This window comes from Alishewanella aestuarii B11, assembly GCF_000280055.1.
GTDB classification, from domain to species: Bacteria; Pseudomonadota; Gammaproteobacteria; order Enterobacterales; family Alteromonadaceae; genus Alishewanella; species Alishewanella aestuarii.
The window spans coordinates 1-12,675 of sequence record NZ_ALAB01000026.1 but is presented as its reverse complement, the minus strand read 5'-3'; the positions used below and the strand labels follow the sequence as shown (position 1 = coordinate 12,675).

Genomic DNA, 12,675 nt, shown 5'->3' with positions numbered 1-12,675 from the left:
ATCGCGGCTAGTTAACCTGTTCAGTGTGTTGCTGCACCTTGGATTGTAATGGCAGATCGGCGGGTTGCACATCTGCGCCAAAGTTAAATAGTACCGCCAATACCAGCACAACCGAGGACGCCAGCATTAGTTTGACCATCAGCGGTAAACAGAAGCGGAACCAGTGGCCATAAGGGATACCGGCAATACCGATAATGCCCATTAAGATCGCATTGGTTGGGATAATCATATTAGAGAAACCATCGCCAAACTGATACGCCAGTACGGCAACCTGGCGCGGAATTTCCAGCAAATCACTCAGCGGTACCATTAGTGGCATAGTGACATAGGCCTGACCACTGCCGGACGGGATAAAGAAGTTCAGCAAGGTCTGGATAAACAGCATACCTACCGCTGCCACTTCAGCGCCAACAAAAGATAACGGCATTGACATACCATGCACCAGCGAATGCAGGATCTGGCCATCTTCTAAAATCAGTGAAATCCCGCGCGCGACACCGATTAATACGGCGGTGGTGGTTAGCTCCATCGCGCCTTCGATAAATTTTTTCGCGGCAGTATCGGTACTGATATTGCCAACCATTACCACAAATAAGCCCCAGGCGATAAAGGCGGCACCCAGCTCATACAGATACCAGCCATTGACCCGGATATTGTAGGCCACCACACCGATAGTCAGCACAAAGCTGCCCAGGATCAGGCGATGCCGCCAGTTTAAGTTCGGATAATCAACTGCATGCTTATCACCCAGGGGGCAGGGCAGATCTTTTACCATCGATTGGCTCGGGTCTTGCGCGACCTTTTTGGCATAACTCCAGACATGGTGAAAACCAATTAGTACAAAGGGCAGAAAAATTGCCGCCCGCAGCTCCCAACCGGATAAAATCGGAATATCGGCGATTTGCTGGGCAATCACCAGTGTAAATGGATTGACCGCAGAAATGCCGTAGCCAATACCATAACCGGCCACCGTCATACCGACTGCCGTCATCGCATCCAGCCGCATGGCTTTACACAGCGCCACCAGAATTAATACGAAGGGAATATATTCACCGGCGGTACCAATAAAGCTGGACGCCATCGCAAAACAGAACACCACCATAAAGATCAGCATCTGTGGCCGGGAACCAAAACGCTCCAGTAAGCGGCCAATCAGTGCATCCACGGTGCCGGTTGCGCGGGCCACTGCCAACACGCCGCCTAAAATCATCACAAAGAAAATTACATCCTGGGCGGAGGCAAAAGCCCGTGGAATGGCGGTTAATAATTGCCAGGGCGTCAGATAACTGCGTTCTTCAACCAGACTAAAAGTACCCGGCACAACCACAGCCCGGCCATTAGCCATCGTCTCAGTAGCGAAAAAACCTTGTGGAACAATCCAGGTGGCGATCATCGCAATCACCATCATGCTAAACAGTAGCGTGAGAGTGTGCGGAACTTTAAACTTTCCCATAAATAAACCTTAGCAGCGCGCCGGGGCGCGATAGAGAGTATTGTTATAGTAATATTGGGCTGAAAGCCCGGCGTCAGGGTTTGACAGTTTAGCGATACCGCTACTGCTACCGGCCAGCGCGCTGCAAGTCTAACCTATGATGCGCGGTTCGACAAATCAGACAAGGTTACTGCGCCGAGACGAGCAAAATTCACTCCGCAAACCTCAATACAGCGCTGCTGTTATTTACCGTAAGCAGCATTCAGTGCGGCGGTTACCTCTTGCTGGCAGAGAGTACTTTGGGTAGGCTGACGCCTTTTAAGCGGAGTAGACCCCTTGTTATTTGCTCTGACCGTGCTGCTTAGCGCCAGTCTGGTGTTTTTGGTACAACCTATGCTGGCGCGCCTGCTATTGCCGTACTTTGGTGGTGGCGCTCAGATCTGGACCGCCGCATTATTGTTTTTCCAAACGGCGCTGCTTGGCGGCTATTTGTATGCGCACCTGCTAAGCCGCTATGCTAACCTGACGCAGCAGCGTTTGTGGCATAGCGGTTTACTGCTGCTGGCGGTAGCCAGTTTGTTACTGCTGGATGCGAAACCCGATCCGCAAGCTGCACCCTTGTCGGGTATTCTAAGCTATCTTGCACTGGCGATCGGCTTACCCTATCTGCTGTTAAGCGCCACTGCGCCTTTGGTGCAGCACTGGTTTGCCGCCCGTTATCCGCAGCAGAGTCCGTACCGGCTTTATGCATTATCGAATCTGGGCTCTTTTGCGGCCTTACTCAGTTATCCGTTTTTAGTCGAGCCCTATCTGGCGCTACCGCAGCAGCAAGCTTACTGGACTGGCGGTTTTATCCTGTTTAGCGGCTGTATCCTGGTGCTGCTGTGGCAGTCACTGGCGCAGAGCAAGCTGCTACCCGCGGCACCACTGACGTTGCGGCGCGGCCATAGCGCTCGTTATCTGGCGTTATCTGCCGCCGGAGTGGTGCTGTTGTTGGCAGTAACCCAGCAATTAACGCAAAATGTGCCGCCGGTGCCCTTTCTCTGGGTAGTACCGCTGGCACTTTACTTACTCAGTTTTACTCTGGTGTTTAACCGCGATAGCTGGTATCAGCGCGCTATCTGGTTGTATTTATTTGCCATCTGCTTAGTTGTTGCACTACTGCTGTTTTATCTGGGACGGCAGTTTGACTGGCTGTCACAGCTGCTGCTGTATCTGATGTTGCTGTTTAGTGGTTGTATGCTCTGTCATGGTGAGCTGGCACGCAGCAAGCCGTCCCGTGAGCAGTTAACGGCATTTTATCTATTGTTGGCTGCCGGTGGGGTGCTGGGCGGCCTGTTGGTTAATCTACTGGCGCCGTTGCTGTTTAGTCGTTACTGGGAGTTTCCGCTGGTGCTACTGGCGATCCTCTGGCTGGTGACGCTGCATAATTGGCGCCGGCAGGCGGTGTGGCAGACGGCAACGGCGTTATTGGCAGGTGGGATCTTTATTGGCAGTTTTTTGCTGATTGAACAGCAACTTGGGCGCCAGGATATCAGCAGCAGCCGGAATTTTTACGGGAGTCTGATAGTGCGCGATGTCGAGTTAAACGGGCAACGGCAGCGCCAACTGATAGATGGCACCACCAGCCACGGTGCGCAGTATCTGGACGAGCGCAAAGCCATGCAACCGCTCAGTTACTATCGGCCTGGTACTGGAGTAGCGTTGGCAATAGCACACTTTTTACCGGCTGATCCGGCACGCAGCAGCAGCCAGCTCAGCCGGCGTCATCTGGGGTTGGTGGGCCTGGGCGCCGGCGCTTTGGCGGCCTATGGTCGCAGCGGCGATCTGCTGCAGTTTTATGAAATTAATCCGGCGGTGATCGAGGCGGCCCAGCAGCATTTTAGTTATCTGGCGCAGAGCGAGGCGGAAATTCGCTTGCAGCTGGGCGATGCCAGACAGCTGCTGCAGCAGCAACTGGCAGAGCAGGGCAGTCAGCAATTTGATTTGCTGGTGTTAGATGCCTTTAGCAGTGATGCTATTCCGCAGCATCTGTTAACGACAGAGGCGCTGGCATTGTATTGGCAGCATTTGTTGCCTGATGGCGTGCTGGCCGTGCATATTTCGAATAACTATCTGGATCTCAGTAGTGTGTTACGTAATCAGGCTGCGGCCTTGGGACTGGAAGCGGTCTTTATCCCGACGCCAGCCGATACCGATAATCCGGCGGCGACCGAGTGGGTACTGCTAAGCCGTAATCAGCGTTTTTTACAGCAAGACAGCATCCGGCATGCCAGTCGGCCCTGGCCAAGACCCTTACGACCCGAAGTGCGCTGGACCGATCAACACAGTAACCTGTTTCAGGTGTTAAAGTAGCTGTTGCTGCAGGTGTGGGAATTGGCAAGTGGTGCAGTCGCCCTGCGCTAAAGGCAGCAGGGCGACCGGTTCGGTGGCGGTTATTCTTCCGGACTGATAATGCGTAGCTGCTGGCGATAACTGAGGTTACCTTCGGCGTCGGCACTGCAAGCGCCGTCTTTACTCAGCCGGATCAGATAAGGTGGCTCACTGACGGTGGCACTGTGAAAGTTGCTGCGGCACAGTGAACGGCTAAGGCTACGGTAGTGATCGCGGCTAAATAGCGGGCTTTTGCTATGCAGCGGCTCGGCCTGCTCGGTCAGCGGCGTTTTAGCGGCGGCGGGCACCAGAGTCAGCGTCACATTTTGGGGCAAATTCTCAGCCTGGGGCGAGACCTCAGCCGGGGTTAAAGTCTCAGCACGGGGCAAGGTCTCTGCTTGCCAGACTAACGTATCGCCTGCTGTCAGGGTATAGGTGTGCGCCAGTAACTGCGCTTTGCTCGACTCTGGCAGTAACTCGCTGACATAGACCTCACCCGCGCCGCGGGCAGCCATTTGCACCAGCCCTGTGGCATAGTGGCCTAAATCCACCAGCATGGCACTGGCTTCATCGACACCAAAAGCCAGTCTGGTCTGCGTTGCCTGCTGCAGCACTAAGAGCCGGGCCTGACGGCCGCGCTCGGCAAAATGGGTATCCAGCACACCGAGCGGGAATAATCCCAGGCCACCGGCCGCGGTATAGGTAAGCTGGCGCTCACTTAAATTATCCGGGCAGCGGTTTTCTTTGCGACAACCCGTCCAGGGTGCAGGGCCCGCTACCGCGCCATATTGTAAGGCATGATAGCTGTCGCCGTTGGAAATCATCGGTACCGCTGCCAGCTGAGGTGCCAGCCACTGATTGCCGCTCATCACTGCGGTACCGGCGCTGGTGCCACCAACCAGCAGCTGCTTGTTGGCAACGGCACCGAAAATCGCGGTTAGCTCCGGGCTGGCAGAGCCGTCCGCAAAGCGCAGCGCCTGATAGGTCAGACTTTGATCACCGCCATTAAAGAAAATGCCATCAGCCGCAGCAATTTTTGCAACCAGGGCTTTACTGCCAGCCTGACAGGCCTGCAGCTTAAGGGCGAAGATATCGGCATAAACCTGTTCACGGCGGTAGCTGCCATGGATCTCAGAGAGAAACTCTGGCAGCGCCTGACAATTTTGCGCCTGCATTGCCGCCTGCAAGGCTGCCGTCAGCGGCAGCCACTCTACCTCTGCGCCAGCCTGGCGAAAGGCATCCAGATAAAAATCCACCGCGGCAAAGGGATCCCGTGATGAGGCGGTCACCATGAGCAGTTTTGGCGCACTGCGCCCTTTGTTACTGGCTTTCGTTGCCGCCAGACGCACAAACTCACGGTACAGTTCAGCCGAGTGCTGATCCTGAGTCTTTGCTAAATCAACGTGTTCAGTTAACCGGTACTTGCCATCACTGCTCAGGGTCGGCACTTCCAGATAATCGAAGACGACATTTAACTCACGCTCAGACAGCTGTTGCCACAGGGTTTCACCATCCGGCGCTTGCTCTGTGGCCGGAGCCGCCCGCCACAGCTCGACCAACTGTTGTTCGGTTAGCGGAGCAGTATGTTCAGCAGCAAGTTGATTAAACAGCTGCACCAGCTGTTGCTGCAATGTTTTACGTTCAGCGCTGAAAACTTCCGCGGTAGCGAAATTTTGCAGCAGGCTCTGTTGCAACCAATACAAATTACCGGTTTTTGCCAGGGCGTTGAACTGAGTTTGTTGCAGGCAACTGCGGTTTGACATTGAGCTACAGGTGGCAAGACCGCCGCCCATTAACATCAGATCGTATTCAGGCTCCGGTAGGACTTGAGCAGGAGTGCTGGCAATATCCAGAATGCTGGGTTCAGGCTCAACAGCCGGCGTCGCTGCATCGGCGGCTGCCAACGGCTGTTCTGTCTGAGCAGGTTCCGGCTGCGGCTCAACCGCCAGTGCGCCCGGTACTGCCGGGCCAACCAGGCTGCTAACAAGCAGCAGCTTTATGCAGGAAAGACGCATCTAACCTCCTGTTGCGAATTGCTGCGGTTTTTCGAAGGTGCCATACACCCGTGGCCGACCGTCCTTTACCAGGCAGCGACCTTTGGCGATCACGGTGTCGATACTCAGATCATGGCTATCGAGCAGCAGCATATCAGCATCTTTGCCAACTGCAAGCTGGCCTTTTTGTTTTAGGCCCAAAACCTGCGCCGGTGCCTGGGTGACCGTGGTCAGGGCGACACGATGCACGAAACAGACTCATGTATTGAATACGCTCGATACAGACAGGAACCGCCGTATGCGGAACCGCATGTACGGTGGTGTGAGAGGACGGCGGGAGTGATCCCGCCTCCTACTGTCAATTAAACCTGCAAGTAATCCAGGATCCCCTCAGCCGCTTTGCGACCCTGAGCAATAGCCGTGACCACCAGATCAGAGCCTAACACCATATCGCCACCGGCAAAGATTTTTTGCTGATTGGTTTGCAGCGCATAGGGGCTTTGCTCGCTGGCTAAGACCCGGCCTTTACTATCCAGCGCTACGCCCTGGTCGATTAACCATTTTGGCGGACTGGGCTGAAAACCAAAGGCGATAATCACCGCATCAGCCGGCAATACCTGTTCTGAGCCAGGCACTGGCTGTGGGCTGCGCCGCCCTTTGGCATCAGGTGCCCCCAGTTCGGTAGTCACTACCCGTACGCCGCAGACCTGGCCGGCATCGTTTAATTCAATCCCCAGTGGCTGCAGATTAAACAGAAACTCAACGCCTTCTTCGCGGGCATTTTGCACTTCTTTGCGCGAGCCGGGCATATTAGCTTCATCGCGGCGGTATGCGCAGCTGACTTTAGCCGCACCCTGACGAATAGAGGTACGGACACAGTCCATAGCGGTATCGCCACCCCCTAACACCACCACGGTTTTACCGGCCATGCTGACAAAGGGATGCTCAGTTTGCCAGCCCATCAGGTTATTGACGTTGCCAATTAAAAACGGCAAGGCTTCGTAAACACCGGGCGCCTCTTCATTCACCAGGCCACCTTTCATCGGCGTATAGGTACCCAGCGCCAGAAACACGGCATCATACTCTTCCAGCAGACTGTCGAAGCTAACATCCACCCCGACGGTGGTATTGAGCCGGAACTCAATGCCCATTTCGCTGAAAATCTGCCGACGCAGTTTTAACACATCCTTTTCCAGCTTGAACGGTGGAATACCGAAGGTGAGCAGGCCGCCGATCTCCGGATAACGGTCAAATACCACAGGGGTAACGCCGTTACGCACCAGCACATCGGCGCAGGCTAAGCCCGCCGGACCGGCCCCTACCACCGCGACCTTACGGTCAGTTTTGACCACTGCAGATAAGTCAGGCCGCCAGCCCATTTCAAAGGCTTTGTCGGTGATATATTTTTCGATACTGCCGATGGTGACAGCGCCGAAGCCTTCGTTCAGGGTGCAGGCACCTTCACAGAGCCGATCTTGTGGGCAAACCCGGCCACACACCTCTGGCAGGCTATTGGTTTTGTGGGACAGTTCTGCCGCTTCGACAATACGGCCCTCATTCGCCAGCTTGAGCCACTGGGGAATATAATTATGTACCGGGCATTTCCACTCACAGTAGGGGTTACCGCAATCCAGGCAGCGGTCAGCTTGCCCCTCGGCCTGGGTGGCGCTTAATGGCTGATAAATTTCAACAAACTCGATCGTTCTTTCGGTTAGTGAGCGTTTTGGCGGATCAATCCGTTTTACGTCAATAAACTGGTATACATTCTGTGCCATAACGCCTCCCTTACATCGCTTGCACGCGCAGCTCGGCAGACGAGCGGGCGCGGTGACCAAGCAAGGTATTTATATCGCTGGTTTTTGGTTTTACCAGCTTAAATTTGCTTAAATAGTTGTGGAAATCATTCAGGATCCGCTGCGCTTTTTCACTGCCGGTCTCTTCGACATGCTGGTGCAGCAGGCTGCGCAAATGTTCCTGCAGAATGGGCATTTCCACATCCAGCGCTTCCACCAGCTCGCCATTTAAGCGCAGTGCTAAATCATCCTGCTCATCCAGCAGGTAAGCAAAGCCACCGGTCATACCGGCGCCAAAGTTCACCCCGGTACAGCCCAGCACCACGACCACACCGCCGGTCATATATTCACAGCAGTTATCACCGGTACCTTCTACCACGGCGACGGCGCCGGAGTTACGCACCGCAAAACGTTCGCCGACCTGTCCTGCTGCAAACAAGCGGCCGCCGGTGGCGCCATACAGACAGGTATTACCGGCAATGGTAAAGCCATGTTTGGCAAAGCTGGCGCCTTTAGCCGGATAGATGGCAATTTGCCCACCGGTCATGCCTTTACCAACATAGTCGTTGGCATCACCCTGCAGCGACAGATAGAGGCCACCGGCATTCCAAACGCCAAAGCTCTGGCCGGCAGTACCGGTAAACTTAATGCGGATCGGATCGGTTGCCATGCCCTGATTACCATGCTGACGGGCAATAAAGCCGGATAAGGCAGCACCAACCGAGCGATCGGTATTGCGGATCGGCAGATTATGTTGGCCACCGGTTTTTTTCAGTACCGCCTGCTCGCATTTTTGCAGTAACAGTTGGTTTAAGGCGCCCGGATCAAAGGGCGTATTATTTTGTACACAGTACAGCGGTTTATCCGAGCGCACGCCGGAGGCTTGCAAAATAGGCGTTAAATCCAATTTGCCCTGTTTTTGCGTTTGCGCACTGCGATAATCCAACAGATCAGTACGGCCAATCAGTTGAGTTAATTCGGTCACGCCCAGCTCTGCCATTAGCTCGCGCACTTCGCGCGCCAGGAAGCTGAAATAGTTCATCACCATTTCCGGCAGGCCATTAAAGTGGTCGCGGCGTAAGGTGGCATCCTGGGTTGCGACACCGGTTGCACAGTTATTCAGATGACATATACGCAGGAATTTACACCCCAGTGCCACCATCGGGCCGGTGCCAAAACCAAAGCTTTCGGCACCCAGAATGGCGGCTTTCACCACATCAAGGCCGGTTTTCAGACCGCCGTCGACCTGTAGCCGTACCCGATCACGCAGACCGTTTTCTACCAGAGCCTGATGTACTTCAGCTAAGCCCAGCTCCCACGGGCTACCGGCGTATTTTACCGACGTCAGCGGGCTGGCGCCGGTACCACCGTCATAACCGGAGACGGTGATGAGATCAGCGTAGGCTTTGGCGACACCTGTGGCGATAGTACCGATACCCGGCTCTGATACCAGTTTGACTGAGATCAGCGCCTGTGGATTAACCTGCTTTAAATCGAAAATCAGCTGCGCCAAATCTTCAATCGAGTAGATATCGTGGTGTGGCGGCGGTGAAATCAGCGTCACGCCCGGCACTGAATAGCGCAGCCTGGCAATTTCAGCGGTGACTTTCTCGCCGGGTAACTGACCGCCTTCGCCAGGCTTGGCACCCTGCGCCACTTTGATCTGAATCACTTCGGCGTTGACCAGATAATGCGGCGTAACTCCAAAACGGCCGGAGGCGACCTGTTTGATTTTCGAGTTTTTCTCGGTACCAAAGCGCCGCGGATCTTCGCCGCCCTCACCGGAGTTGGAGCGACCACCGAGGCGGTTCATCGCAATGGCCAGCGCCTCGTGTGCTTCCGGACTTAAGGCGCCGATAGACATAGCTGCGCTGTCAAAGCGCGGATAGAGCTGCTCTGCCGGCTCGACCTGCGCCACTGCCACCGCTTGCGTACCAGCTTTTAACTGGAACAGATCGCGGATATGTGCGACCGGCCGCTCGTTTACAAAGCGGCTATAGTCCTTGTAGTCTTCATAGTTGCCGCTGCGTACCGCTTTTTGCAGGCTTTGTACCACATCAGGGTTATAGGCATGGTACTCGCCATCGTGCACATATTTTAACAGACCACCATGATTCATCGGTTTGCGCTTTAACCAGGCCACGTTAGCCAGTTGCTGCAGATCCTGCTGGAAATCGGCAAAGTTAGCGCCGCTTAACCGTGACGGCACATCGCTAAAACACTGCGCCATCACATCCGGATGAATACCGACCGCTTCAAACAGGTTAGAGCAACGGTAGCTGGCGACCGTGGAGATCCCCATCTTCGACATGATTTTATACAGGCCTTTATTGATGCCTTTGCGGTAATTCAGCACGGCCTGACGGGCGGTCAGGGCGATATTGCCTTTCTCGACCAGCTGTTCGACGGTCTCATAAACCAGGAACGGGTAAATCGCCGTGGCACCCAGGCCAATCAATACTGCGAAGTGATGCGGATCGCGGGCGGCAGCGGTTTCAATAATAATATTCGAATCACAGCGTAGCTGGGCATTAACCAGGGCTTGTTGCACGGCACCGACGGCCATAGCTGCAGGAATGGGCAATAACCCCTGCGCAATGCGCCGGTCGGTCAGGATCACCAGTACCACTTGGTCATCTCTTACCGCACTCACTACTTGCTGACAAAGGGTGCTGACAGCTTGCTGCAGATCCTGCTGTGCCGGGTCGAAATTCAACGAGAAGATCTGGTGCTTATAGTATTTCTCATCCGCCTGTTTCAGTTGTTTTAAATCTGAATACATCAGCACCGGTGATTCAAACTGGATCCGCCGCGCATAGCCGGCAGTCTCTTTAAAGACGTTATGTTCGCGGCCAATACTGGTGGCCAGTGACATCACATGGGCTTCACGTAACGGATCTATAGGTGGGTTGGTGACCTGGGCAAATTGTTGGCGGAAATAATCAAACAGGGTACGCGGCTTACGCGACAGCACCGCCATCGGGGTGTCGTCACCCATAGAGCCAACCGCTTCCTGTGCATCTTTCGCCAGTACCGTGACAACCTGCTCAATTTCCTCATAGCTGTAGTTAAACAACTTATGTAGCACCAGCATTTCGTCGTCGGTAAAGACACGTTTGCCAATCAGATCGGTTTCGTATTTTTCATAAGGTACCAGGCGCTGTACGTTTTCGGTAAGCCAGCTGCGATAAGGATGGCGCTGCATTAAATCTTGATCGATTTCATCCGAGCGCCAGATTTTGCCGCTGGTGGTATCAATCGCCAGCATCTCGCCGGGGCCAACCCGGCCCTTTTCGACCACTTCGTCCGGGGTGTAGTCCCAGATCCCGACCTCAGAGGCCAGGGTAATCAACTTGTCGCGGGTAATGACAAAGCGGGCAGGGCGCAAGCCATTGCGATCCAGATTACAGGCCACATGCTGGCCGTTGGTCAGTACGATACCCGCAGGGCCATCCCAAGGCTCCATATGCATGGAGTTAAACTCGTAAAAGGCTTTCAGGTTATCGTCCATCACCTTATTGCCCTGCCATGCAGGCGGAACCAGTAAACGCATGGCACGGAACAGATCCATACCGCCGGCCAGCAGCAATTCCAACTGGTTATCTAAAGAGCTGGAGTCAGAGCCGGTTTGACCAACAAAGGGTGCGGCATCCTGCAAATCCGGTAGTAAAGGTGAGGCAAATTTATACTGACGGGCGCGGGCCCACTGCCGGTTGCCGGTAATGGTATTAATTTCACCGTTATGAGCTAAAAAGCGGAACGGCTGTGCCAGTTTCCAGCGTGGCATCGTATTGGTCGAAAAACGCTGGTGGAACACGCAAATGGCGGTTTCCATCCGGATATCGGCCAGATCCAGATAATAACCGGGTAAGTCCGCCGGCATCATTAGGCCTTTAAATACGGTAACTAAGGATGAAAAACTGGGAATATAAAAATCCTCATCCGCTGTCAGCTGTTGCTCAACACGGCGGCGTACCATATAAAGGCGGCGCTCCAGATCGTGATCGCCCCAGCCATGGGGGGCATTAACAATCACCTGCTCAATTTGGGGCATTGAGCTTAGCGCCAGCGGCCCCAGCACACTGGCATCGATCGGTACTTTACGCCAGGCAACCAGGGTCAGAGTTTCGCGGGCAATTTCCTGATTAATGATGTCTTTTGCCAGGGCAGCCTTAACCGGATCCTGACTTAAAAAAATCATCCCGACGCCATATTTTTTCGCCAGGTTCCAGCCATGCTCCTCGGCCAGCGCGCGGAAAAAGCTATCCGGTTTTTGCATTAATAAACCACAACCATCACCGGTTTTACCATCGGCAGAAATACCGCCGCGATGTTGCATCCGGTCTAAACCATTGATTGCGGTTCTGACTATGCGGTGACTGGCGACCCCTTCCAGGTGCGCAATCAGCCCAAAGCCACAGTTCTCTCTTGCCTGACTATGCTGATACAACGCCATGACACGCCTCCAAACTTATCCTGAAATAAATAATTATATAAATATTTTGAATTATTATTCTTGTTGTTGTCTGTGCTACTGCTGAAAGCAAAAACAAGGTTGTCTCTCAGAGGTTAACGTGGTGCGGTCTTTAACTCGAAGGTTTTAGCCGTCTATACTTATAGAGGGTATCAGGTATACCGAGATTTATCAGAAAATGCAAGTGGGTTTTTAGCGTCTATGGTGCTATTCCGCCGCATATTCACCAGCCGGTATCAAAGTACCTTGCTGCCTGCATCTTGGCAATAAGTCGCTTTGGTCAAAATCTGAATAGCAGAGTAGCCCAGAGTGAACCGATTTCTGGCTGACATTAAAAAGTAATAATTATGCGTTTATATCTTGCCGGCCAGAATAAAGCCGCAATAGGCGGTGCGTCAACCAGATTGTGCCTCAGCCAGCAAAGGGGTACTCTTAGCAAAATCATGGCGTTAGTTAGGGCGTGTTGACGTCTGCTGCTTGGATTTTGTTCACACTGGCGGCGCTTTGATCGCGAAACGAGGAGCGCAGTTTAGTTATTCTAAATAAGTGACGAGTGACAAAGAGCAAAGCGTCGCCAGTGCGAACCCTTCGGGCAGCGTTTGGCTGGCG

6 protein-coding genes are annotated in these 12,675 nt (G+C 53.9%); 1 reads left to right on the top strand and 5 read right to left on the bottom strand.

Annotation, left to right across the window (positions count from 1 at the left end; all coding sequences use genetic code 11):
• Nucleotides 1–7 precede the first annotated feature (7 nt).
• A complete protein-coding gene (locus AEST_RS09295) occupies nt 8–1,453 on the bottom strand; it encodes a YfcC family protein (RefSeq protein ID WP_008608664.1) in 1,446 nt (481 codons plus the stop codon).
• A 315-nt stretch (nt 1,454–1,768) separates the two neighbouring features.
• Between AEST_RS09295 and AEST_RS09290 the strand changes: the two genes are divergently transcribed.
• A complete protein-coding gene (locus AEST_RS09290) occupies nt 1,769–3,787 on the top strand; it encodes a spermidine synthase (RefSeq protein ID WP_008608663.1) in 2,019 nt (672 codons plus the stop codon).
• Nucleotides 3,788–3,867: 80 nt separating this feature from the next.
• On the opposite strand, the gene AEST_RS09285 is transcribed toward AEST_RS09290, so the two are convergent.
• The 4 genes from AEST_RS09285 to gltB all read right to left on the bottom strand — a co-directional run bounded on the left by AEST_RS09285 (nt 3,868) and on the right by gltB (nt 12,048).
• Complete coding sequence (locus tag AEST_RS09285) at nt 3,868–5,820, bottom strand: cyanophycinase (protein WP_008608662.1); 1,953 nt, start codon at nt 5,818–5,820, stop codon at nt 3,868–3,870.
• Nucleotides 5,821–6,048 (bottom strand): amidohydrolase family protein, encoded by a 228-nt coding sequence (locus AEST_RS09280; RefSeq protein ID WP_008608661.1) that lies wholly within the window; start codon nt 6,046–6,048, stop codon nt 5,821–5,823. It abuts the gene before it with no gap.
• 113 nt (nt 6,049–6,161) lie between these two features.
• Nucleotides 6,162–7,574: an FAD-dependent oxidoreductase gene (locus AEST_RS09275; protein ID WP_008608660.1), complete on the bottom strand. Its 1,413-nt coding sequence runs from the start codon at nt 7,572–7,574 to the stop codon at nt 6,162–6,164.
• Between the two features lie 10 nt (nt 7,575–7,584).
• A complete protein-coding gene (gene gltB / locus AEST_RS09270) occupies nt 7,585–12,048 on the bottom strand; it encodes a glutamate synthase large subunit (protein WP_008608658.1) in 4,464 nt (1,487 codons plus the stop codon).
• Nucleotides 12,049–12,675 lie beyond the last annotated feature (627 nt).